The organism is Haloplanus sp. GDY1, assembly GCF_023703775.1.
Taxonomy (GTDB): Archaea; Halobacteriota; Halobacteria; order Halobacteriales; family Haloferacaceae; genus Haloplanus; species Haloplanus halophilus.
Map to the genome: position 1 here is coordinate 1,531,160 of NZ_CP098514.1, position 23,281 is coordinate 1,554,440.

Sequence of the window (23,281 nt, forward strand, 5' to 3'; positions counted from 1 at the left end):
GCGACGGCTCCCTCGCGATCAGCGCGGCGTCGCCGCGATGGCGACGTACGGCTCCCCCGGTCGGCGCCGTCGCTCGACGGTCGCCACCCGGTCGACGACGAGGCCGGCGTCCTCCAGACACCCGCGCCAGTACGCCTCGTGGTCGGTCACGCCGTCGGGCGTGATCGGCAGTTCCAGCAGACCCACGACCCCGTCGTCGGCACACACCCGCCGGAGTTCCGCGGCGGCGTCCGCGCGGTGGGCCTCGGGCACGTCGTGGAGTACGCGGCAGGCGGTGACGGCGTCGAACGCCCCGTCGGCAACGGGGAGACGGGCGGCGTCGCCCGCGACCGGCGACACGTCGACGCCGGCGACGGCGCCGTTGCGACGGGCCAGCGCCGGCCCGTTGCCGAGGATCACCCGGTCGTCGAAGACGTCACAGCCCACCACGGTGGCGTCGTCCGGCAGGTGCGGCGCGAGGCCGACCAGCGACCGCCCGGTCCCACACCCCACGTCGAGGACGCGGGCGCCCTCGGCCAGCGGGAGGAGCGATCCGAGCGCGTCGTACTTCGCTCGGTCGAGCGCCCACGGCGGGGGCGAGAGCAGACGGCGGGTCGCGTCGCCGCCGCGGTAGAGCGCGCCGGCGCCGACCCCCACGGCGACGGCGCGGAGCGTCCGGCCGCCGCGGCGGAAGGCGGCGATGGCGGCCGCGACGAGCGCCGCCGCGGCGACGATCCGAGCGAGTCGCTCCCGCCAGTGGTAGACGCCGAAGAAGTACGGTCGGAGTGACACGGGAGTGCCATCCACCCGCGACGGGATGTAGCTACCGGGGATCGAACCCCTTTTGCTCCCGCCGGGCCACCGCCGACTATGACCCTCGGTCCGACCGACCGCGTGCGTTCAGTCGAGCGATCGAGCATTCGCTACATGTTCGACATCGCGGAGGAAGTCGACGACGACCTCGTGCGACTGGAGGTGGGCATTCCCGACTTCGACACGCCCGCGCACGTCACCGACGCCGCCTGCAGGGCGGCGCGGGACGGGCACACCAGTTACACCACCAACGCCGGCAACCCGGAACTCCGCGACGCCATCGCCGACCACATGGCCGCGGACTACGGCGTCCGGGCCGACCCCGACGAGGTGATCGTCACCTCGGGCGGGATGGAGGCGCTGCACCTCGCCGCGCTCTGTACCGTCTCGCCCGGTGACGAGGTGGTCTTCCCGACGCCCGGCTTCCCCAACTACTGGGTCCAGACCCGGATGGCCGACGGCGTGCCCACGCCGGTCCCCATGCCCGCCGAATCGGGGTTCGATCTGAGCGCCGACCGCCTCGTCGACGCCATCGGCCCCGACACGGCGCTGGTGATCCTCTGTTCGCCCAACAACCCCACCGGCCGGACGTACGACCCCGAGACGGTCCGTGCCGTCGTCGACGCCGCCGCCGACCACGACGCCTACGTCGTCGCCGACGAGGTGTATCTCGGCCTCTCCTACGAGGACGACCCCCGGAGCGTCGCCGCCATGACGGGCAACCCCGAGAACGTCCTCACGGTCAACTCCTGTTCGAAGCGCTACGCCATGACCGGGTGGCGGGTCGGGTGGCTCGCGGGCACGACCGACATCGTCGATCAGGCGACGAAGATCCACGAGTCGACCACCTCGTGTGCGCCGAGCGTGAGCCAGCACGCGGCCCTCGCGGCCCTGACCGGGCCGCAGGACGCCGCTCAGGAGATGTACGACGCCTTCCGCGAGCGCCGCGACTACGTCGTCGACCGCGTCGCCGACGTCGACGGCCTCTCCTGCCCCCGACCGGAGGGCGCCTTCTACGCCTTCCTCGACCCGGACCTCCCGGGAACGAGCCTGGAGATGGCCGAACACCTCCTCCGGGAGTACGGCGTCGTCCTCGCCCCCGGCGACGGCTTCGGCGACGCGGGCGCCGGCTGGCTCCGCCTGAGTTTCGCCAACAGCCTCGACCGCCTCGAAGTCGGCTTCGACCGCCTCGAACGCGCCATCGACGACGCACGGTAGCGCGACCGAATCCTCCGCCGACGGACCCGACCCCGAACGCCGCGGCTTCCAGTGGACTGGGTCGAGCGGATCGAGGTGCGGCGGCGACCCGACCCGCGCCAGCGGGTGGCCGTCTTCGCCAGCGATCCTACCCCTCGCGGATCGCCCGCTCGGCGGCCGCGAGCGTCGCCTCGGCGTCGAACTCGGTCACGATCCGTTCGAGTTCCTCGCGCGGTGCGTCGGCCAGGTCGCGGGCGTGGGCCGTGATCGCCGGAATCGCCCGCAGGATGTTGTCGACGACCGGCACGTCCGCCACCTGCGCCGACCGCGAGAGGGGGTTGAGGTCGACGACGATCTCCACCTTGCCGAGGTCCGCGAGCGCCGCGGCCCGGTCGCCGTCCTCCAGCGGCACTAGCACGACGTCCGCGGCGGCGATGCCGTCGGCGTCCACCTTCGCTCGCTCGTGGTCCAGATTCGGGAGTCGCGCGTCGGCCGCCAGCCCCTTCACCTCGCTCGCGCCGTGGTCGCGGAGGTGGTCGGCGATGGCACGCATCCGCTCGTCGGTACGGTTGAACAGGTTCACCTCCAGCTCCGCGCCGACGGCGTCGGCGAGGGCGACGAGGTCCCCCGGCACCAGCGCCGCGGCGTTGCCGTTCACCGAGACGACGGGGCGATCGGCGAGCAACAGGTGGGCGGCGGCGGCCCGCGCCGCGTCGTCCGCCGAAGGGAGCGTCCGCTCGCCGAGCAGGTAGTCGAACGCCTCGCCGCGCCCCTGTGCGATGAGGCCCTGCCTGCTGGTGATGCCCTTCTCGACGCCCGCCTCGATGCGGTGGCGGGTCACCAGCGAGTCGTGACGGGGGTGGTCCTCGGGTATCTCGGCCTCGACCATGCGCGTTCGATACGCTGGCCCGGGTAAAAGCGCCCCGGTCAGGACACGCCGATCCACAAACGGTTAGTCACCCCCATCCGACCCCACGGACGATGCCCTCCACCCGATCCGCCCGCGTCGGGAGCGCCGCGACCGTCCTCGTCGCCGCGCTCTCGCTCGCGGGACTCGCTACCGCACAGTCCCCGCTTCCCACCGAGTTCGACCTCGGCCTCCGACTCGCCGCCCGCTTCGGCGGCGCGTTCGTCGTCAATCTCCTCCTCGGCGGGTTGCTCCTCGCCCTGGCGCCGGAGTACACGCGGCGGATGGTCGACGACGTCCGCGACGACCCGGGAAGCGCCTTCCTCTGGGGGCTGCTCGTCGGCATCGGCGTGCCAATCGCCCTGGTGTTGGTGGCGTTCACGATCATCGGGCTCGTGATCACCATCCCGGGACTGCTCGCGCTGGCCCTCGTCGGCCTCGTCGGCAACGCGGTCACCATCTGCTGGCTGGGGGGCGTCCTCACCGACGACGTCGGCGCCGCCGCGGTCGGCGCCGGCGCGCTGGTGCTGTCGCTGATCGCCGCGGTTCCCCTCCTCGGCAACCTCGCGACCACCCTGATCGGGTTCGTCGGCATCGGCGTCGTCGGGCGCGACCTCTACACCTCGTGGCAGGGGTGAGCCGATAGGGCGGTATCCGGCCGGACGGTCGGGAGCAAACGTGAAGTGTTCGGGGGGTTTCGGGGCTGACGAATGACCGACCAGGACCCGGACTTCACGGCCGACGCGGCCGTCGAGCACTGCCGGCGCCACGGGGTCGTCCCGCCCGACGCGGACGCGACCGTGCGCTCGCTCGGCGGCGGCGTCTCGAATCACGTCTACCAGGTGACCTGGGACGACGACTGTGTCGTCGTGAAGCGCCCGCTCCCGAACCTCGCCGTCGAGGACGACTGGCCCGCGGACGTCGACCGCGTCCACAACGAGGCGGCGGCCATCCGCACCTACGAGTCGGTGCTGGCCGACTCGGGCGTCCGGGCCCGCGTCCCGGGCGTCGTGAGCGAGACGGACGACCACGTCGTCGCCATCGAGTGCGCGCCCGCGGACGCGACGATGTGGAAGGCGGAACTGCTCGACGGCCGGGTCGACGCCGGCGTCGCGACGGCCGTCGGCGACGTCCTCGGCGCCGTCCACGCGGCGACGGCCGACGACCCCGAGGTGCGCGAGACGTTCGCGGAGAAACGGCCCTTCGACCAGTTGCGCGTCGACCCCTACCACCGCGCCACGGCACGGCGGAACCCCGACGTCGCCGACGCCATCCGCGAGGAGATCGACCGGGTGCTGGGGACCGAGCGCACCCTCGTCCACGGCGACTACAGCCCGAAGAACGTCCTCGTCGACCGCTCCGGGGCGACCACCCCCTGGATCCTCGACTTCGAGGTGGCCCACTGGGGTGACCCCGCCTTCGACACCGCGTTCATGCTCAACCACCTCTACATCAAGTCCGTCTACAACCACGGGAACCACGCCGCCTACGCCGACGCCGCCGACCGGTTCTGGAACGCCTACGACGCCGCGGTCGACTGGGACATCGAACGCGAGACGGTCCGGGAACTCGCCGTGTTGATGCTGGCCCGCGTCGACGGCAAGTCGCCCGTCGAGTACGTCGAGCGCGAGGCGGTGGCCGACGCCCTCCGCCGGGTGGCAAAGCGGACGCTCCGCGGCGACGCCGGGCGCCTCGACGGGTTCGCGGCGCTGGCCCGCGAGGAGGCGCTGGCCCTATGACCGACATCGAGGGCGTCGACGCGTGGGAGGTACTGGACTCGCGGGGCGAGCCCACGGTTCGCGTCCGGGTCGAGACGGCCGACGGCGCGGGCACCTTCACCGTCCCGGCGGGGGCGAGTACGGGCGCCCACGAGGCCGTCGAGCGCCGCGACGGCGGCGACCGCTACGGCGGCCGCGGGGTGCGCGACGCCGTCGCGGCGGTCCGCGACGAACTCGCCCCCGTGGTCGTCGGGCGCCCTGCGACCGACCAGCGCGGGATCGACGAGGCCCTCGTCGACCGCGACGGCACCGAGAGCCTCTCCCGACTCGGCGCCAACGCCGTCCTCGGCGTCTCGGGCGCCGTCGCGCGCGCCGCGGCCGCGGCGACCGACCGCCCGCTGTACGAGGCGCTGGCGCCCGACGCCGGCCCCGGATCCCTCCCGCTGCCCATGGTCAACGTCCTGAGTGGCGGCCTCCACGCGGCGGCCGACCTGCCGATCCAGGATTTCCTCGCCGTGCCCGTGGGAGCGGACACCTACCCCGAGGCGCTGGAGACGGCGTGGGCGGTGCGCCGGGCGGCCGGCCGGCGGATCGGCGACGGCGACCACCCGCCCCCGGTCGCAGACGAGGGCGGGTTCGTCCCCCCCGTCGCCGACGCGGACGCCGCCTTCGACCTCCTGGTCGACGCCGTCCGTGACGCCGGCCACGACCCGGGGTCGGACGTCGCCATCGCCGTCGACGTGGCGGCGACGCACTTCTACGATCCGGATCGGGAGCGGTACGCGCTCCCCGGCGAGGCGCTGTCCCGCGAGGCGATGATCGACCGCGTGGCGGGCTGGATCGACGACCACCCCGTGCGCTCGGTCGAGGACCCGCTCGCCGAGGACGACTGGCGCGGCTGGGAGCGACTGGCCGACCGCGTCGGCGACCGGGTGCAGTTGCTCGGCGACGACCTGCTGGCGACGAACGCCGCCCGCCTCGACCGGGCGGTCGACGCCGGCGCCGCCAACGCCGCGCTGATCAAGCCGAACCAGGCGGGGACGATCACCCGGACGCGGCGGGTCCTCGAGCGCGCGGTGGACGCGGGCTGGGCGCCCGTCGTCTCCGCGCGCTCCGGCGAGACCTGCGATTCGACCATCGCTGACCTCGCCGTCGCGCTGGACGCCGGGCAGATCAAGATCGGATCGCTCGCCCGGTCGGAGCGTCTCGCCAAGTACAACCGACTGCTCGAGATCGACCGGCGACACGGCGGCGGCTTCGCGGGAGCGGCGGCACTGTCCCCCCGGCTCTGACCCCTCGGACGGGGTCCGCGTGCGCCGCGGGCCGACACCCCCCGAGGTCCCGCGCGAACGGTCGAGGCACCCCGTCGCCGAACCGCGACGCACCGTCCGGCCATCCCCCAGCGCCGCGCCCCCGGTACACCGCGAGGCGGTGTACGCCCACGGCTTCCGGACGGGGATAGTTGGATATTTTGCCGTTACTCACGATACTATCGTTACTTAGAACTCGACGCGTGTCGTCGGGATCGGTGAATGAACGTCGCAGAACGCGTCCACGTGATGCCGCTCGGGTTCGAACACGACCGGATCGTCGAACCGGCAGTCGAGTACCGGGCCGACCGGGTGATCCTGCTCGACTGGATCGCCGACGACATCGAGCGCCCGGCGTACCACGAGGACGTACTCGCCGATCTCGACTCGGCGGGCATCGACGTCGAGCGCCGGGAGTGTGCGCTGTTCGACCTCTACGACTCCATCGCGGTCGTCGCGGAGATCGCGACCGACGAGGCGACCCCCGACGGCGAGGACGACGTCGCCAACGAGGTGTACGTCAACCTCGCGACGGGGAGCAAGATCACCGCCATCGGCGGCATGATCGCGTGCATGGTGACCGGGGCCGCCCATCCCTACTACGTCCGCGCCGAGCGCTACGCCTCGGGGACCGAACCGGTGGGGTACGGGATGGAACTCGCCATCGATCTCCCGACGTATCCCATGGACCGCCCCGACCGCCAGCAGATCGCGGTACTGGACCGACTCGTCGAGGAGGGAGCCTGCTCGAAGAAGGCGCTGATCCGCTTCGGCGCCGACCGCGACCTCCCGTTCATCCGGGACTGCGACCGACCGTTCGACGGGTCGGGAAAACCGACGAAACAGGCGTACGCGCGACTCCGACGGCACGTCGTCGACCCGCTCCGGGAGCGGGAGTTCGTGACCGTCGAGGCCGCCGGGACGACCCGGCGGGTGCGGGCGACGGAGGCCGGACGGAACGCCCGCCGGGCGTTCGGCTACGTCCTCGATTAGTCCAGCCGCTCGACGACCCGTCGAAGCCGGTCGTCGTCGCCGAAGGCCTCGACCAGCGTCGTCGTCTCGTGTGCGAGTTCGTACGCGGGTCGCCCCTTGCCGACGGGCGACCGCTCGCCGTCGTCCGCCGTCCGGACGTGCTCCGCGGCGTCGAGTTCGTTGAGTGCGCGGGTCACGTCGGCCTCGGAGACGGAGCCAACCACGTCCTCGACGTCGGTGGCTTCCTCGGCACAGACGCGGGCGATTTCGCCGGCGTGGGCCGGCGTCTCTCCCGCGTCCGACAGGCGTGCGATGCCGAGCAGGGTGAGTCGCTGGACGAGCGTCGTCGAGTCGAGCCGGTCGGACATACGTGTCACCTGAACGTCTCCCCTCAACTACCTTTCGAGGCGCGTCCGGGGGCGGACGGCTGGACGCCGACGGCCGTCACTCGTCGGCGTCGACGAGCGGCGCGGTCGACCGGTACACCATCCGCATCGGCAGCCCGGTCGCGTCGGTCTCGGGCTCCGGAGGGAGGGTCCGCAGTTCGCCCGGTCCCGGACGGGCCGTGTAGGCGAGCGCCACGGCGTCGAGGACGTCGTCGACGCCGACCTCCGCGCCGCCGGTCGCCTCCGCGGCCGACTGCACCACCGGAGGGGCGTCGCGGTCGAACTCGGCGAGCGTGCGCATCCGCTCGGCGTAGCCGCCGGCGGTCAGCTTCGAGTACTCCAGGGGCTCGTCGGCGAAGGCGCGAAAGCACACCTCGGGGTGAGCCTCGGCGATCACCTCGCGGGCCTCCGGCAGTTCCTGCAGCAGTTCGTCGACCGCGGCGATGTCGTCGCTGATGGCGAAGGCCTGTTTCGTGAGGCCCGTGCCCGTCTTGCGTTCGTTGACACGCTTGGCCGCGGGGTAGCGGCGCTTGCGCGTCGCCTCCCGGACCGGCGGCGTGAACACCGCCGACCGCCTCGGCCCGAGCACCTCCCGGGCGAGCCGTTCACACGCCCGTCCCGTCGAGCCCTCCTCGATCAGGCCGATGGGGACGTCGAGCAGGATCCGCTCGGCGCGCTCCTCGTACCGGAGCCAGAGGTCGCCGACCTCCTCGAAGACGGCGGCGTGATCGAACTCCCCGACGCCGAACGCGACGGCGACCCACGACCCCGAACTCACGTCCGCGCCGACGTACAGCGGGTCGTCGCTCATCACCCGAGACCAGTCGGTGCCGACCTAAAAACCAGTCGCCTCCGAGAGCGTGAGGACGATCCTGACGCCGTCCCGATAGTCGGGGTCGACGGTCGCGCCCCAGCCGTGAACTTGGGCGAGCGTCCGGACCATCGGGAGAGCGGTGCCGACCGCCCCGTGGCCCGCCGCGTCCCCGTACTCGAAGTACTGCTCCGGGTCGCCCGTCGGCGGGTCGCCGTCGCCGGTGATCGTCAGGTCGCCGTCCCGCCGGTCGACGACCACCGACGTCGCGCCGCTGTCGAGGAAGAACTCGAACGCCCGCTCGAGGAGCACCTCGAACCGGGCCGGATCGGCCGGCACCGACCCCTCGCACTCGACGGCGAGGGCGGCGTCGCCGTGATCGGTCCCCGCCCAGGCCGCCCGGGCCACCCGGGGGACGTCGACCGGCTCGGGGTCGGTCACCGTCTGACCGTACTGCGCGAGCGTCGCGAAGTCGTTCATCAGCCGCGTGGTCCGATCGGTCGTGTCGGTCGCGGTCCGGAGCGCCTCCCGGGCCGCGGCCACCTCGCCGGCGTCGAGCCGCGCCGCCGCCGAGCGGACGTTGCCGCGGATGACCGTCACCGCGTTCCGGAGCTCGTGTCGCATCCCCCTCGCGAGGTCCTCCAGTTGCCGGTCGTGCCGTTCGAGTTCGCGGCGGTGGCGCTCGATCCGGGTCACGTCAGAGAAGACGACGACCCGCGAGAGCGAGCCCTGGCCGACGTCGAAGGCGTTCTCGGTCACCACGTAGTGCCGGGGCTCGCCCTCGACCTCGACGTCGACGACCCCGTCATCGTCGTCGAGCGCCGCCGCCACCGCCGGGAGCGCGTCCAGCGGGTCGCCGACCGCGCCGTCGAGAGCCGGGAACAGCCGCCGTGCCGCGTCGTTGAACTCGCGGATGCGGCGGTCGTCGTCGAGGAATATCGTCGCCCCCTCGACGCCGTCGGTGAGCTGAACGGCGAAAAAGCGGTCCTCGAAGACGAACAGCGTCCCGACGGCGAAGGCCGCCACGCCGAGGGGGGCGTGGATCACGTCGATCAGGAGCGGCGACGCGTAGCCGACGATGTCGAGGACGACCGGCGCGCCGGAGAGCCCGACCAGAACGGCGAGGGGGCGGGCGTCGTAGTCGGCCTCCCGGAACGTCTCGAACAGGGCGAACATGCCGACGGTCGCGAGCGTGTAGGAGAGCCCCGTCACGATCCAGTGAAACAGCCCCTGTCGGATCGCCAGATGTGGGAAAGGCGACGCGACGAACCCCGTGGTGAAATAGAGGTGGTGGAGTGGGTTCGTGAGCTTCACCGCGACGACGACGAGATACAGGGCGACCGCGGCCCGCCGGTAGGTCGACCGGCGGTGGTAGCTCCGTCCGGTGTACGCGGAGCAGAAGTAGAGCCAGGCGAAGACGGTGCTGAACCCGAGGACGAGACCGAGCAGATAGACGGCGGTCTTCGCGGAGCGACCGGACAGGAGGAGGAGGACGGCGTGGGAGGCGGCCCAGCCGCTCGTCGTGACGAGCAGGGCGACGAGACCGCGGCGCGTCGCGGCGTCCTCGACGCGACGGGCGCGGACGGCACCGGCGACACAGCCCACGGCCGCCATCGTGAACACGAGGGCGTACGCGACGGGGGCGGACACTCCGACGACCAACGCTCTGTCCCCCCGTAGGATCGAGCGGTAACCAATCCTTCGGTACAGGAAGGCCGCCGGCCGTGGCATGAGTGGCCTACTCACGGAAGCCTTATGCGTCGAGGGGGCCTCCGTACGATTGCAATGGCAACTGGTACGGTTGATTTCTTCAACGACACTGGCGGTTACGGCTTTATCGAGACTGAGGACGCGGACGACGACGTGTTCTTCCACATGGAGGACGTGGGCGGCCCGGACCTCGAAGAAGGACAGGAACTCGAATTCGAAATCGAGGACTCCCCCAAGGGTCCCCGCGCGACCAACGTCGTTCGCCTGTAAGGCGACGACGGCACTTCTCGCCGATTTCCACGATTTTTGCGTGACTACCGCCGCCAGCGGCGGCGCCGCCGATTCTCAGGCCTGAGAACACGAACGGCACGTTGAAACCCGTGGACGACGACGACCCGACGAATGGACCCGTCCGCCCGCCGAGTCGCGCTCGTCGCCCTGGTCGTCGCGGTGGGGGTGGGCTCGCTCGCCCCCGGCGCGGGAGTGGCCGGCCAGACGCCGCCGGCGATCACCGTCACCGTCGACGGGACGGCCGTGGCCGACGGCAACGCCACGCTGGTCGAGACCGATCCGACCGTCGGCGTCACCGTCGACGCCGATCGGTCGATCCGCGTCGTCTCCGTGCGCGTCGACGGGACGACCCAGCGGCGGTTCTCGCCCAACGCCACCTCGTTCGACCGGTCGATCGACCTCGCCCTCGCGAGCGGCGAACACACCCTCTCGGTCGTGGTGAAGACCGACGACGTCACCACCCACGAGGTGACGGTGACGAAGGACGCCGAGCGGCCCTACGTCGCCTACACCGCGCCGTTCGAGACCGACACCTACGCGCCGCCGCCGGAGACGGCGACGGTGAACCGCTCCCGAATCACCCTCGCGGGCGAGTTCACGGACGTCACCGGCGTCACCCACCTGCGCATCGTCCGCGAAGTCGAGTACGAGGTGGGGTCGAACACGCGCGTCGACCGCGAAACCTACTCGGCGTCGGATCTGAACGGGTCGTTCGAGCAACGGATCTTCCTGGGAATGGGGACGAACAACGTGACCGCCAGGTATCACGACGCGCTCGGCCACGTCCGGGAACACCGGGTGCAGATCACGGTCCAGGACACCGCGCCGCCGACGCTCGCGAACCTCTCGGCGGTGCGGCGGGGGCCCGAGACGCTCCGGCTCCGGGGCCGGGCGTCCGACAACGGCCAGCTCCGGAGCGTCTCGCTCAGTCCCGAGGGCGACTCCGGGACGACCTATCTGCTCCGTCCGACCATCGACCGGCCGAACCCCGCCCGCCAGCGCTCGACGTTCGACTCGAACGTCTCCCTCCATCCGGGCGTCACCGCCGTCGTCGTCACCGCCACCGACACCGCCGGGAACACCGTCGAACGGACCGTGACCGTCCGCCGGACCGTCGTTCCCGAACTTCGCTTCGACCGCGGGGGGACGCGGTACGTCAACGGGACGACGGTCGTCGCCAGAGGGGTCGCGACCGACGGCGAAATCGTCGCCGCGAGCGTCGAGACGGTCGACCCCGCCACCGGTGAGGTGGTGGACATCGCCTCGCTGCACGACGGCGACATCGTCACCGATCTCTCCTTCGAACGGCACCTCGACGCGCCGGCGGGTCGGCAGGTGACGGTCCGGTTGCGCGTCATGGACTCCTCGGGGACCGAACACGTCACCACGCTGGACCGGCGGCTGACGGTCGAGACGCCGACGGCGACGCCCACACCGGCGCCGACGGCGACGCCCGCGCCGACCCCGACTCCCGACGCCACGGCTGCGCCGACGGCGACGCCCGCGCCGACCCCGACCCCCGACGCCGGCGGGGTGACCGTCCCCCTGGTCGGCGTGACGGTTCCGGTGCCGTCGGTGCTCGGCGCGTCCGTCGCCGTCCCCGTGCCGTTCGTGGGGCCGTTCGACGTACCGATCGTTCCGGTCGCAGCATTGTTCGTCCTCGGCCTCGGTGCCGTGGGCCGCCGTCGCTGATGGGGTCGACGCTCCCGCGGATCCCGTTCGCCACAGCGGTTTTCCGACGGCGGCACCTACCTGACGAGGAGGTGATGGTATCCCGCGCGACGCCCGCCCCGTGAGTACCCTCCATCTGACCGACGCGGTGACGACGGTCGGGGCCCGTCAGTGTGCGAACGCGACGCCCAGCCCGGACAAGCCGACGGTCATCGTCGTCGCCCTGGCGGGCTCACCGGGTCAGTGGCTCGACCGCTGGGAGCGAGCGGCCGACACCGACACCGACCGCGCGACGTTCGTCGTCGACGACGCCACCTCGTGGCTGGCCGGCGACCCCCGCGACCGTCTCGCCGCCGAGTCGTCCCCGGACACCGAGGTGTGCGTGCGGACCGTCGCGTCGCCGGGCAACCTCACCGACATCGGCGTCACGCTGACCGAGGTGCTGGACGAGGAGTCGACGGAGCGGGCCCTCCTCTGTTTCCAGTCGCTGACGGTCCTGTTGCAGTACGCGCCGCTCGACGAGGTGTACCAGTTCCTCCACACGCTCGTCGCGCACGTCGACCGGGCCGGCGCGACGGCGCATTTCCACCTTCACGAGGCCGCCCACGACGAGGAGACGGTCGACACCTTGCGCCCCCTCTTCGACCGGGTTCGCGGCGACGCCGAGTGATCAGGCGAGCGCCACGTAGCCGAAGTAGCCGCCGGCGAGGACGAGGCCGACGCCGGCGGCCCGGACCAGGTGTCGCCAGCGGTCCGGGAGCGGCGAGTCGGCGCCGTACTCCCCGCGCCCGCCGTCCGGGCGCCGGCCGACGGTGTGGGCCCGCACCACGGCCCCGGGCGCGAGCAGACAGACCGCCCCGAGCAGGAGGCCGAGCACCGCCGCGAGGAGCGTCCGAAGGTCGGCCATCAGCCACGGAGGCGTTCGATCCGCTTCTCGACCGGCGGGTGGGTCGACAGGAGGCTCGCGAACCCGTCGCCGTCGCCGAAGATACAGAGCGCGTTCACCTGCTCGTCGACCGAGTCGTCGCGGTGCCGGGCGGTGTTGCTGATCTTCTCCAGGGCGCTCGCGAGCGGTTCGCCGCTCCCGATCTCCTCGGCGGCGTCGGCGTCGGCGACGTACTCGCGGTACCGCGAGATGGCGAAGACGAACAGCATCACGAGCATCTGTGTGATCTGGCCGACGACGATGGCGAGGAAGAAGTCCGCGATGTCGTTGTCGCCGGTCAGCAGCACGGCCCACTGGGCGACGATGGCGACGATGGAGGCGACGCCCTGCCCCAGCACCATCATCACCACGTCGCGGTTGCGGATGTGGGCGAGTTCGTGCGCCAGCACCCCCTCCACCTCGTCGGGGTCGAGCTGACGGAGGAGTTCCTGACTCACGACGACGGTTCCGGCGCCCTTCCGCCCGACAGCGAAGGCGTTGGGAACGCCCATCCGGGCGATCATCAGCCGCGGCTTGTCGATGCCCATGTCCTTCGAGAGCGACTCGACACGGCGGTGGATCTCTGGGTAGCGATCCTCCGGGAGGTCGTCGGCGCCGACGCTGCGCAGCGCCATCCACTTCCCGAGTTTGTACTGGACGCCGACGAAGACGACGCTACCGACGATCACCAGCGGGAACACGCCGGTTCCGAACATCCCCATCACGACGACGGCGGCGACGGCGTAGAACCCGAAGAGGATCGATCCCACGACCGCCATCCGCGCTTTCAGTCCGACGTGGCGCATGGGAGGGAGTCGCGCCCGCGGCCACTAATGTTCGGCGGTTCGCCGTGGTACCGATTCACGATCGCCCGAACCGTCGGTCACGCACGGATCGACCCGGCGACCGTGGGGAGTGTGGATGTCTGACGTACCTTTATACGTTCGGGGGCGCCTGATTGGTGCATGAGCAACAGGGTGGAGGAGCTCGAATCGCAGGTCGCGGAACTGCAGGCCGCCGTGGACGGTCTCACCGAGGAACTGGTCGAGACGCGGGAACGGCTGCGACAGCTCGAAGCCGACGAGGGCGTCGAGCACACGCGAGCACCGGAACCCCGCGAGTCCGACCCGGCCGAGACCGAGCCCACCCCGGAACCGGGGGACGCGGCCGAGGAGGAGGAAGAGGTAGACGCCGGAACCGAGGCGGAAGACGACGACGGCTCCGATTCGGACGGGAACGACATCATCGTCGCCTGATCGGGGCCACCACCCCTCATGCACATCACCGAGCTGGTACTCGACGACTTCAAGAGCTTCGGCCGAAAGACGCGCATCCCGTTCTACGAGGACTTCACCGTCATCACGGGGCCGAACGGCTCCGGCAAGAGCAACATCATCGACGGCGTCCTCTTCGCTCTGGGGCTGGCCCGGACCCGGGGCATCCGCGCCGAGAAGCTCACGGACCTCATCTACAACCCGGGGCACGAGGACGGCGCGGATCGGTCCGGTCCCCGCGAGGCGAGCGTCACCGTCGTCCTCGACAACTCCGACGGCACCCTCGACCGCTCGCAGGTGGTCAACGCCGCCGGCACCGAGGACGTGGGCGACGTGGACGAGATCGCGGTCAAGCGGCGGGTCAAGGAGACCGAGGACAACTACTACTCCTATTATTACCTCAACGGCCGGTCGGTCAACCTCTCTGACATCCGCGACCTGCTGGCGCAGGCGGGGGTGACCCCGGAGGGGTACAACGTCGTCATGCAGGGCGACGTGACCGAGATCATCAACATGTCCGCCGGGCAGCGGCGCGGGATCGTCGACGAGATCGCGGGCGTCGCCGAGTTCGACGCGAAGAAGGAGGACGCCTTCGAGGAACTCGACGTCGTCGAGGAGCGCATCGACGAGGCCGACCTCCGCATCGAGGAGAAGGAGGATCGGCTCGATCAACTCGAAGACGAACGCGAGACGGCCCTCGAATACCAGTCGCTCCGCGAGGAGAAGGCGGAGTACGAGGGCTACCTGAAGGCGGCCGAACTGGAGGACAAGCGGGCGTCGCTGGAGCGTACGGAGAAACGCATCGAGGCGAAAGAGCAGGAACTCGCCGACCGGCAGTCCACGCTCGACGACCGCGAGGCCGCCGTCGAGGAACTGGAGGCCGAACTCGACGACCTCACCCGCGAAATCGAGCGGAAAGGCGAGGACGAACAGCTCCGGATCAAGGGAGAAATCGAGGAGATCAAAGGCGAGATCGGCCGCCTCGAGGCCACCATCGAGAACCAGGAGGAGAAGATCGAGGAGGCCGAACGGGAGCGCCGGGAGGCGTTCGTCACCCTCGACCGCAAGACCGAGAAGCTCGACGAACTCGAGAGCGAGCGCCGGTCGATCAAGGTGGAGAAGGCGTCGGTCAAAAGCGACATCGAGGAGAAGGAGTCGGAACTCGCCGACGTCGAGGCGGAGATCGAGAACGTCGACACCGCGTTCGACGAACTCAAAGAGGAACTGGCGGCGCGCAAGGCGGAGCTAGAGGAGAAAAAGACCGAGCGCAACGACGCCCAGCGGGAGAAAGACCGGCTGCTCGACGAGGCGCGTCGCCGGTCGAACCGGATCAGCGAGGCCCAGGAGGAACTGGAGTCGGTCCACGAGCGGATTCCGGACCTGAAGGCGGAGCGCTCGGACCTGCACGGCGAACTCGACCGCGCGGAGAAGAACCGGGAGAAGATCGACTCGGCCATCGAGGAGCTACGCGCGGAGAAGGCCGACCTGAACGAGGACCTCGACGGGATCGAGGAGGACCTCCGGACGAAACAGAACGAGTACGCGGAACTGGAGGCCCGCGCGAGCCGCGACGGCGACGACTCCTGGCCGCGGTCGGTGACGACGGTCCTGAACGGCGGCATCGACGGCGTCCACGGGGCGGTCGGGCAGTTGGGGAGCGTCGACGCCGAGTACGCCACCGCCTGTGAGACCGCCGCGGGCGGCCGGCTGGCGAACGTCGTCGTCGACGACGACGGCGTGGGCTCGACCTGCATCGACTACCTCAAGTCCCGGTCGGCGGGGCGGGCGACCTTCCTCCCCCTCACCGAGATGGACCGGCGGGGGCTCCCCAACGAGCCCGCCCATCCCGGCGTCGTCGACTTCGCCCGGAACCTCGTCGACTACGACGACCGCTACGCCGGCGTCTTCTCCTACGTCCTCGGGTCGACGCTCGTCGTCGAGGACATGGACACCGCCCGGGAGTTCATGGGCGACTACCGGATGGTGACCCTGGACGGCGACCTGGTCGAGAAAAGCGGCGCGATGACCGGCGGCTCCGGGGGCGGGTCGCGCTACTCCTTCACCAAGAGCGGGAAGGGGAAGCTCGAGCGCCTCGCGGAGGAGATCGAGTCGCTGGAGGACGACCGCCGGGCGGTCCGCGAGGAGATCCGCGACGTGGAGTCGCGCCTCGACGACGCGCGGGACCGCAAGGCCGACGCCGCGGAGCGGATCCGCGAGGTCGAGAGCGAACTCGAGGACGTCGAGGCCGACATCGAGGCGGCCGAGGCGGAGGCCGAGGAACTGGAGGCCGAACTCGACGACCTCCGCGAGGAGCGCGAGGCGGTCGACGAGGAGATGAGCGACCACGAGGACCGCATCGCGGACCTCGACGACGAGATCGAGGCCATCGAGGCCGACATCGCCGACCTGGAGGCGGAACTCGCGGACTCGCGCGTCCCCGAACTCACCGAGCGCAAGGAGGGGATCGAGGACGACATCGCGGAGCTGGAAGACCGGATGGACGACCTCGACGCGCGCCTCAACGAGACGGAACTGGAAGTGGAGTACACCGAGGAGGCCATCGACGACCTCGAAGCGACCATCGAGGCGGCCCAGAACCGCAAGGCCGAGGCCCAAGAGCGGATCGAGGAGGTCGAAGACGAAATCGAGGCCCACGAGGAGACCTTAGCGGAGAAGCGCGCGGCCATCGAGGACCTGGAGGACGAACTCGCGGACCTGAAAGCCGAGCGACGGGAGTTGCAGTCCGACCTGCGCGAGGCGACGGAGGCTCGCGACGACGCCCGGAGCCGGGTGAGCGAGGTGGAGTCGGCGCTCTCGGACCTCGAAGACGACGCCGAGCGCCTGCGCTGGGAGATCGACGAACTGGAAGGCGAGGTCGGCGAGTACGACCCCGCGGAGATCCCGGATCACGACGAGGTCGAGGAGAACGTCGAGCGGCTGGAACGCGAGATGGAGACGCTGGAGCCCGTGAACATGCTCGCCATCGACGAGTACGACGAGGTGCAGGACGCCCTGGAGGACCTGCAGGAGCGTCGCGACACCCTGGTCGACGAACGGGACGCCATCGAGGAGCGCATCGAGGCCTACGAGTCCCAGAAACGGGAGACGTTCATGGAGGCGTTCGACGCCATCGACGCGCACTTCCAGGACATCTTCGAGCGGCTCTCGGCGGGGACGGGCGAACTCCACCTGGAGAACGAGGAAGACCCCTTCGAGGGCGGTCTGACGATGAAGGCCCAGCCGGGGGACAAGCCGGTCCAGCGCCTGGACGCGATGAGTGGCGGCGAGAAGTCACTGACGGCGCTGGCGTTCATCTTCGCCATCCAGCGACACAACCCCGCGCCCTTTTACGCGCTGGACGAGGTGGACGCCTTCCTCGACGCGGCCAACGCGGAGCGGGTGGGCGAGATGGTCGACGACCTGGCGGGCGAGGCGCAGTTCGTCGTCGTCTCGCACCGCTCGGCGCTGCTGGATCGCTCGGAGCGCGCCATCGGCGTCACCATGCAGGGCGACAACGTGAGCGCCGTGACGGGCATCCGACTGGACGGCGAGTCCGAACCGGAGGTGACGGCGGATGACTGAACTGCCGGACGACGTCGACCTCCCGCGGACGGACGACGACGAGGTGGAGCCGGTCGAACTCCTGGTCCAGTTGGCCGAGGACGGTGAAATCGACCCTTGGGACATCGACATCGTCGACGCGACCGACGCCTTCCTCGACCGGCTGGACGAGACGGACCTGCGCACGTCGGGGCGGGCGCTCTTCTACGCGAGCGTCCTCCTGCGGATGAAAAGCGACGCGCTGCTGGACGACGGGCCGGACGACCCGGAGCCGGAGCCGTGGGAGGTGGCGATGGAGGGCGGCGACCCGGCGGCGGCGAACGGCCACGACCCCATCGACGCGCTGGATGCCGAACTCGACCGGCGGCTGGAGCGAAAGCACGCCCGGGGGTCGCCGGAGACGCTGGACGAACTCGTCCGCGAACTCCGCGAGGCCGAGCGAAACTCGTGGTGGAAGGAGTCCCGCTCCTACGACACCTCGGAGTCGCCACAGGGGTACGACCGCGGGACCCAGACCCTCGATTACCGCGCCGCGGACGACGTCCGCGAGGGCGGCGAACCGACCGAGGGCGACGTGACCGCGACCACCCACACCGAGGACATCGAGACGACCATCGAGGAGGTGCGCGAGACGGTGCGCACCCACTACGACGCCGGCCGCGCGGAGGTGCTGTTCGCGGAGGTGCGCGAGGCGGGCGGGGCGCCCGTCGACACCTTCCTCGCCCTGCTCTTTCTGGCCCACCGCGGGGAGATCCGACTCCGACAGGACGACCTGTTCGGCGACCTGTGGGTGCGTGACCCGTCGGCGCCGAGGGTCGGTGACGAGGCCGTCGCGGACTGAGACCGACGGCTCCGAACCGGTCGGTGACGAGGCCGTCGCGGACTGAGACCGACGGCCCCGAACCGGTCGGTGACGAGGCCGTCGCGAGTACAGTTCGCTCGGAGCGGCGCGTCGGGGTCGCCCCGGCGGCGCGTCGGGGTCGGAACGCGTAAGCCACGGGCGTCGCAACGCCGAGTCGATGCTGGTGGCGCTGCCGACGCTCCCCGACCGTCCGTTGCTCGTCGCCCTCGTCGCGCTGCTGTGGCTCGCCCTCGTCCTGTACGGCGCGTCGGCTGGCTGGTGGCTGGTCGAGACGCTCGTCCTCTCGTGGGGGTGGCGAGCGGACCGGGCGGAGCGGTGGGGCCTCGACGAGGTGCAGGTGCGGATCCTCACCGTCGACGCCGAGGCGGTCGTCCAGGGAACCGTCGACGCGTTGCCCGAGGCGGTGACCGACGTCCACGTGATCGCCGAGCGGGACGTCGACGTCGACGGCGCGGTCGTCGACGTCGTCCCCGACTCGTTCGACTGTACCGCGACCAACAAGGGCCGGGCGCTGGAGTGGGCGCGCCGGAACGTCGACTGCGACCGCGAGTACGTGCTGTATCTCGACGAGGACACGCTCGTGACGGAGTTGACGGGGCTCCCGGACGCCGACGTGGTCCAGTTCACCGAGAAACCGATCTACACCGGGTCGCGACTGACGTACCTGTGTGAGGTGTTCCGGATCGGCTACCAGTTCGAGCAGTTCGGCTTCCACCGGCTTCGCTACCCGCTGTACGCGTGGGGGGGTGGCGTCGCGATCCGGCACGGCCTGGAACAGTCGATCACCTGGGACGCCCGGACGATCACCGAGGACACGAACTTCGTCTGGCGGGCGGCCGACGAGCGGTCGATCAGTTACCGGCTGGTCGACGCCCGCTTTCGCAACCAGGCGCCGCCGTCGGTGTGGGCGATGCTCAAACAGCGGCGCCGCTGGATCTCCGGGACGATGCGCGACGACGCCGCCCTCCCGCTTCGCTACCGGCCGCTCGCCTTCACGCGGGTCGTCGCGTGGGCGCTCTCGCCGCTCGTCCCCCTCCTGGTCGTCGGCGCGTACGCGTTCCCGGGGTCCGCGGCGACGCTCGACAGTTACGTCGCGCTCTCGACCGCCCTGCTCGGGATACTCGTCCTCTACACGCTGGCGGGGCTGGTCGCCTACCGCAAGCACCCGCTGCTCTGGCCGGTCTTCCTGCTCGCGACGCCCGTCGGCGTCGTCCTGCACGCCCTCGGGGCGATGTGGGGGCTGGTCCGGCCGGTCGACACCTTCGAGGTGACCGAGAAGGTGGCGCCGGCGACGATCGAACGGGTGAACGCCGGCCTGGAGGAGGGGGCCATCGCCGACCACGACGGGAGCGAACGGCTGATCCGGGGGTCGCCCGAGGCCTTCGAGTGGACGGTCTTCGACGACTAGTGCGGTCGCCGTTCGACGGACCGCCGCCCGGACGGTACCGCGAGGCGACGACGGCCGCCGGCTACCGACGGTCGCGGACCCGGACGCGGTTCGGTTCGACCGTCACCTCGTACCCCTCGTAGGAGAACCGGAGCGATTCGACCGTGGCCGAGCGGGCGAACAGCCGGTCGACGGCGTCCGGATCCACGACTCTCGCCAGCGGCGACAGTTCGGCGGGCGGCCGGTTCGAGACGGCGGCGAGGGCGCGGACGATGGCTTCGCTGACCGCCTCGTCGCTCCCGATGGGGGCGACGTGATCCTCACCCCCTGCGTCGGACATGGTGCCATGCTCTCCCGATGGCGGTTTATCCCCTTCGACTTCGCGTCGGCGTCGTGGACCCTCCGCAGTCGGTCCCCGTCACTCGCGCGTGGGAACGGTGTCGGTGACGACGAGCAGGATGGCGAGGCCGAGCACCGCGAGCAGGACGACGGCGACGCGCACGTCGACCAGCAGGTCAACGACGGCGGCGATGCCGGTCTCGTGGGCGAGTTCGACCGTCTCGCGCCTGACGACGTGGAACGGGGGCACGTGGACCGCCGTCAGGATCGCGACGACGGCGACGAGGAGCCAATCGAGGCCGTCTCTCTCGCGCATTCGCCCGACATGGGTCCGGCGGTGGCTTAAACGTCGCGGCCGGGGCCGGCTCCCGGGGCTGGAGCCCCCGTCAGACCAGCAGTCCCGACTCCAGAAGCGCGATGAGCAGCGTCAGGAGGGGGACGCTCAGGACCGTCGTGACGAGGACGGTCGTGCTGACGTACTCGGCGACCGAGAGGCCGTCGCCGACGGACTCGCCGCCGAACTCGACGACCAGCAGGAGGGGGGTGATGGCCGCCGGCGTCGCACACTCGAGGACGAACGTGCGCGCGACGGTGGGGTTCCGGAACCCGACGGCGAGGGCGATGGCCGCCCCGACGAGCGGCGCGACGCCCAGTTTCAGGACCGTCGCCTTCCCGACGCTCGCGAGCGCGGCGCCGTAGTCGGTGTCGGAGAGCTGGATGCCGAGGATGAGCAACAGGAGCGGAATCGCGGCGTTGCCGACGAGTTCGAGCGTCGCCATCGCGGTGCTGTCGGGGGGTGGGACGAGGCCGAGGCCGCGCGCGAGGAGGGCGGCGACGACGGCGTAGACGAGGGGGATCTTGAGGGCGCGTTTCGTGCCGCCGAGCCCGCGGGTGCCGCCGCTGCGCTGGGCGACGTAGACGCCGCCGGTGTAGATGAGCACCGACTGGACGGTCAGGAAGAGGACCGCGGTGCTCCGGCCGTCGGCGCCGAAGGCGAACTCCGAGAGGGGGATCCCGAAGTTGCCGGAGTTGGGGAACGCGCTCACGAGGACGAGCGCGCTGAGGATCGGCTCGGACTCCCCCGTGAGGCGGCCGACGGCCTCCGCGATGACGACCATCGCGAGCAGGTAGGCCGCGGTGGCGACGCCGATGCGGACGAGCGTCGGCCCCCCGAACGACGCGGTTGCGATGCTGTGGAAGATGAGCGCCGGAACGAGGACGTACACGGCGACGGTGTTCAGCGGCTCGATGTCGACGTCGCGGAGTCGACCGAGGACCACCCCAACCCCGGCGAGGGCGACGATGGGGAGGATGGCCGTCGCGAAGATGGAGAACAGCGAGTTCACGCGGGGGCTCCCGGGCGGCCCGCGTACCGCTCGTCGCGGATCGGCGCCGGGGGTCCTGATCGGGACACGCTACGCCGGACGCCAGGCGTCCCCCGTCGACTCGACGACGCCGCGGCGCTCCATCTCCGCGAGCACCTCGTCGAGGCGGTCGGGCTGGGCGATCTCCATCTCGATGCGCTGGACGTCGTGATACTCGGCGAGGTAGCCTCGGATGTCCGCGCGCTCGAACGTCTCGTCGTCGGCCCGCTCCATGACCCCCTCGATCAGGTCGATCATGTCCTCGATGAAGTTCCAGGGGTAGACGATCCACGCCCACTCGTCGAGGCGCTCGCCGACGAAGTCGGGGTCGAACTCGCTGGTCGAGAGCAGTTGGAGGGTGGCCGTCCGCACCTGGTCGGGGTCGCGCCCGGAGACGTACTCGTGGGCGTGACGGAGCGACTCGCCGGTGTCGGCGATGTCGTCGACGATCAGGACGTCCTTGTCAGCGACGCTTCCCTCGGGCATCGGGTAGCGAACCTCGGGGTCGGCGCCCTTCGCCGCCGTCCCCACGTAGTGTTCCATCTTCAGGCTGGTGAGGTCGTCGAGGCCGAGGAAGTCACAGCAACACCGGCCGGCGAACCAGCCGCCGCGGGCGAGGGCGACGATCACGTCGGGGTCGAACTCCGCGGCGCGCACCTCGTCGGCAACGTCCCGGCAGAGTCCGTAGATGTACTCCCAGTTGGTGATCGTGCAGGTGAAGTCGTCCGGGAGGTCGCTCATGGCCTCGACTCCCACGCGCGTCGGGTAAGGGTTTACGGGACGCGCCGAACCCCCAACGTCTTGTCGCCCGCGGTGCAGGTCGGTGGCATGGACACGCGCCGCACCCTGTTGATCGACGCGTTCGCGGACGAACCCCTCGCCGGCAACGTCGCGGGCGTCGTCCCCGACGCCGAGGGCCTCGCCGACGACCAGATGCGCAAGGTCGCCCGCGAACTGGGGGCGAGCGAGACGGCCTTCCTCACCGAGGACGGGGACGCCGACCGCCGGATCCGCTACTTCACGCCGACCGAGGAGGTCGACCTCTGTGGCCACGCGACGATAGCGAGCCTCTCCGTCCTCCACGAGGAGGGCGTCCTCGACGCGGGCGAGGGGTCGCTCCGGACGAACGTCGGCGTCCTCGGCGTCGAGGTGACGGCGGAGGGCGTCGCGTGGATGGAACAGGACGACCCGTCGGTCGAGGTGATCGACCTGGATCACGAGCGCGCGGGCGAGGCGCTCGGCGTCGATCCGGCGGTGCTGCGGGACGTGGGTGCGGACCTGCCCGCCGCCGTCGCCTCGACGGGGGTGCCCTTCCTGATCGTGCCGGTGAACTTCCTCGAACACCTCGGAAGTGCGGACCCCGACATGGACGCGCTCGCGTCCCTGGCGGCCGATCACGGCGCCACCGGCGTCTACGCCTTCACCTTCGACGCGCTCGACGCCGACTCGACGCTCCACGCGCGGATGTTCGCGCCCGGTGTAGGGGTGCCGGAGGATCCCGTGACCGGCACCGCGAGCGGCGCCTGCGGGGCCTACCTCCGGGAGGTTGCGGCCTTCGAGGACGACTTCCCGGACGAACTGCGCTTCGAACAGGGTCACTTCGTCGACAGGCCGGGGCTGGTCCGGGTCCGCGTCGACGGGGGCGTCCGCGTGGGCGGGCGTGCGGTGAGGGCACTCGACGGATCGCTGGCCGTCCCCCCGGCGGACGAGGACGACATTCTGGAGGCCTGATCGGTCGGCGCCGCCGCGGCGGGGGTGGTCGTGTGAATCCGCGATAGCGGCGCTCTCGAAGCCGTTCTCGACA

Annotated in this window: 24 protein-coding genes; 13 read left to right on the forward strand and 11 right to left on the reverse strand. The window is 71.0% G+C overall.

What is annotated here, in order from left to right:
- Positions 1-18 precede the first annotated feature (18 nt).
- Positions 19-771 carry a class I SAM-dependent methyltransferase gene (locus NBT67_RS08155; protein ID WP_251341222.1) on the reverse strand — a complete coding sequence of 251 codons (753 nt, stop codon included), beginning with the start codon at positions 769-771 and terminating at the stop codon, positions 19-21.
- Positions 772-849: 78 nt separating this feature from the next.
- On the opposite strand from NBT67_RS08155, the gene NBT67_RS08160 reads away from it, so the two are divergent.
- Positions 850-2,010 carry a pyridoxal phosphate-dependent aminotransferase gene (locus NBT67_RS08160; RefSeq protein ID WP_251341223.1) on the forward strand — a complete coding sequence of 387 codons (1,161 nt, stop codon included), beginning with the start codon at positions 850-852 and terminating at the stop codon, positions 2,008-2,010.
- Between the two features lie 127 nt (positions 2,011-2,137).
- Here the strand turns inward: NBT67_RS08160 and NBT67_RS08165 are convergent, their stop codons facing one another.
- On the reverse strand, positions 2,138-2,878 hold the full coding sequence (locus NBT67_RS08165) for a 4-phosphopantoate--beta-alanine ligase (protein WP_251341224.1): 741 nt from the start codon (positions 2,876-2,878) through the stop codon (positions 2,138-2,140).
- Positions 2,879-2,970: 92 nt separating this feature from the next.
- Between NBT67_RS08165 and NBT67_RS08170 the strand changes: the two genes are divergently transcribed.
- The 4 genes from NBT67_RS08170 (at position 2,971) to NBT67_RS08185 (ending at position 6,917) form a co-directional block, all read left to right on the forward strand.
- Positions 2,971-3,534 (forward strand): DUF8173 domain-containing protein, encoded by a 564-nt coding sequence (locus NBT67_RS08170; RefSeq protein ID WP_251341225.1) that lies wholly within the window; start codon positions 2,971-2,973, stop codon positions 3,532-3,534.
- Positions 3,535-3,606: 72 nt separating this feature from the next.
- A complete protein-coding gene (locus tag NBT67_RS08175) occupies positions 3,607-4,635 on the forward strand; it encodes a phosphotransferase family protein (protein WP_251341226.1) in 1,029 nt (342 codons plus the stop codon).
- Positions 4,632-5,906, forward strand: a complete 1,275-nt coding sequence (gene eno / locus NBT67_RS08180) for a phosphopyruvate hydratase (protein ID WP_251341227.1) — start codon at positions 4,632-4,634, stop codon at positions 5,904-5,906. The genes NBT67_RS08175 and eno overlap by 4 nt, the downstream gene beginning before the upstream one ends.
- A gap of 240 nt (positions 5,907-6,146) precedes the next feature.
- Complete coding sequence (locus NBT67_RS08185; RefSeq protein WP_251341228.1) at positions 6,147-6,917, forward strand: HFX_2341 family transcriptional regulator domain-containing protein; 771 nt, start codon at positions 6,147-6,149, stop codon at positions 6,915-6,917.
- Here NBT67_RS08185 and NBT67_RS08190 read toward each other — a convergent pair.
- From NBT67_RS08190 to NBT67_RS08200, 3 genes are all read right to left on the reverse strand, one after another.
- Complete coding sequence (locus tag NBT67_RS08190) at positions 6,914-7,264, reverse strand: hypothetical protein (protein ID WP_251341229.1); 351 nt, start codon at positions 7,262-7,264, stop codon at positions 6,914-6,916. The two genes, NBT67_RS08185 and NBT67_RS08190, sit on opposite strands and share 4 nt — an antisense overlap.
- A 76-nt stretch (positions 7,265-7,340) precedes the next feature.
- Positions 7,341-8,093: a DUF429 domain-containing protein gene (locus NBT67_RS08195; RefSeq protein ID WP_251341230.1), complete on the reverse strand. Its 753-nt coding sequence runs from the start codon at positions 8,091-8,093 to the stop codon at positions 7,341-7,343.
- A gap of 24 nt (positions 8,094-8,117) precedes the next feature.
- Positions 8,118-9,743, reverse strand: a complete 1,626-nt coding sequence (locus NBT67_RS08200; protein ID WP_251341231.1) for a histidine kinase N-terminal 7TM domain-containing protein — start codon at positions 9,741-9,743, stop codon at positions 8,118-8,120.
- Positions 9,744-9,878: 135 nt separating this feature from the next.
- Here NBT67_RS08200 and NBT67_RS08205 point away from each other — a divergent pair, with 135 nt between their 5' ends.
- From NBT67_RS08205 to NBT67_RS08215, 3 genes are all read left to right on the forward strand, one after another.
- Positions 9,879-10,073, forward strand: coding sequence for a cold-shock protein (locus NBT67_RS08205; RefSeq protein WP_049935367.1), 195 nt, complete (start codon positions 9,879-9,881; stop codon positions 10,071-10,073).
- Positions 10,074-10,205: 132 nt separating this feature from the next.
- Positions 10,206-11,786 (forward strand): hypothetical protein, encoded by a 1,581-nt coding sequence (locus NBT67_RS08210; RefSeq protein WP_251341232.1) that lies wholly within the window; start codon positions 10,206-10,208, stop codon positions 11,784-11,786.
- 100 nt (positions 11,787-11,886) lie between these two features.
- Entirely contained in the window at positions 11,887-12,435 is a 549-nt protein-coding gene (locus NBT67_RS08215) for a DUF7504 family protein (RefSeq protein WP_251341233.1), read from the forward strand.
- On the opposite strand, the gene NBT67_RS08220 is transcribed toward NBT67_RS08215, so the two are convergent.
- Both NBT67_RS08220 and NBT67_RS08225 read right to left on the reverse strand, forming a co-directional pair.
- Positions 12,436-12,672 (reverse strand): hypothetical protein, encoded by a 237-nt coding sequence (locus NBT67_RS08220; RefSeq protein WP_251341234.1) that lies wholly within the window; start codon positions 12,670-12,672, stop codon positions 12,436-12,438.
- A complete protein-coding gene (locus tag NBT67_RS08225) occupies positions 12,672-13,496 on the reverse strand; it encodes a M48 family metallopeptidase (protein ID WP_425498834.1) in 825 nt (274 codons plus the stop codon). The genes NBT67_RS08220 and NBT67_RS08225 overlap by 1 nt, the downstream gene beginning before the upstream one ends.
- Before the next feature lie 159 nt (positions 13,497-13,655).
- Here NBT67_RS08225 and NBT67_RS08230 point away from each other — a divergent pair, with 159 nt between their 5' ends.
- The 4 genes from NBT67_RS08230 to NBT67_RS08245 all read left to right on the forward strand — a co-directional run bounded on the left by NBT67_RS08230 (position 13,656) and on the right by NBT67_RS08245 (position 19,795).
- On the forward strand, positions 13,656-13,946 hold the full coding sequence (locus NBT67_RS08230) for a DUF7518 family protein (protein WP_251341235.1): 291 nt from the start codon (positions 13,656-13,658) through the stop codon (positions 13,944-13,946).
- Between the two features lie 18 nt (positions 13,947-13,964).
- Positions 13,965-17,546, forward strand: coding sequence for a chromosome segregation protein SMC (gene smc, locus NBT67_RS08235; protein ID WP_251341236.1), 3,582 nt, complete (start codon positions 13,965-13,967; stop codon positions 17,544-17,546).
- Positions 17,539-18,366, forward strand: a complete 828-nt coding sequence (locus NBT67_RS08240) for a segregation and condensation protein A (RefSeq protein ID WP_251341237.1) — start codon at positions 17,539-17,541, stop codon at positions 18,364-18,366. Before smc ends, NBT67_RS08240 begins: the two co-directional genes overlap by 8 nt.
- Positions 18,367-18,544: 178 nt before the next feature.
- Positions 18,545-19,795, forward strand: a complete 1,251-nt coding sequence (locus tag NBT67_RS08245) for a glycosyltransferase family 2 protein (RefSeq protein WP_251341238.1) — start codon at positions 18,545-18,547, stop codon at positions 19,793-19,795.
- Between the two features lie 61 nt (positions 19,796-19,856).
- Here the strand turns inward: NBT67_RS08245 and NBT67_RS08250 are convergent, their stop codons facing one another.
- The 4 genes from NBT67_RS08250 to NBT67_RS08265 all read right to left on the reverse strand — a co-directional run bounded on the left by NBT67_RS08250 (position 19,857) and on the right by NBT67_RS08265 (position 22,218).
- On the reverse strand, positions 19,857-20,114 hold the full coding sequence (locus tag NBT67_RS08250; RefSeq protein WP_251341239.1) for a HalOD1 output domain-containing protein: 258 nt from the start codon (positions 20,112-20,114) through the stop codon (positions 19,857-19,859).
- Between the two features lie 78 nt (positions 20,115-20,192).
- Positions 20,193-20,429: a hypothetical protein gene (locus NBT67_RS08255; protein WP_251341240.1), complete on the reverse strand. Its 237-nt coding sequence runs from the start codon at positions 20,427-20,429 to the stop codon at positions 20,193-20,195.
- Between the two features lie 70 nt (positions 20,430-20,499).
- The gene (locus NBT67_RS08260) at positions 20,500-21,459 is read right to left on the reverse strand and encodes an AEC family transporter (protein WP_251341241.1); all 960 of its coding nucleotides are present in this window, start codon (positions 21,457-21,459) and stop codon (positions 20,500-20,502) included.
- Between the two features lie 69 nt (positions 21,460-21,528).
- Entirely contained in the window at positions 21,529-22,218 is a 690-nt protein-coding gene (locus NBT67_RS08265; RefSeq protein ID WP_251341242.1) for a phosphoribosyltransferase, read from the reverse strand.
- An 87-nt stretch (positions 22,219-22,305) separates the two neighbouring features.
- Here NBT67_RS08265 and NBT67_RS08270 point away from each other — a divergent pair, with 87 nt between their 5' ends.
- Positions 22,306-23,208, forward strand: a complete 903-nt coding sequence (locus NBT67_RS08270) for a PhzF family phenazine biosynthesis protein (protein WP_251341243.1) — start codon at positions 22,306-22,308, stop codon at positions 23,206-23,208.
- Positions 23,209-23,281: the final 73 nt, after the last annotated feature.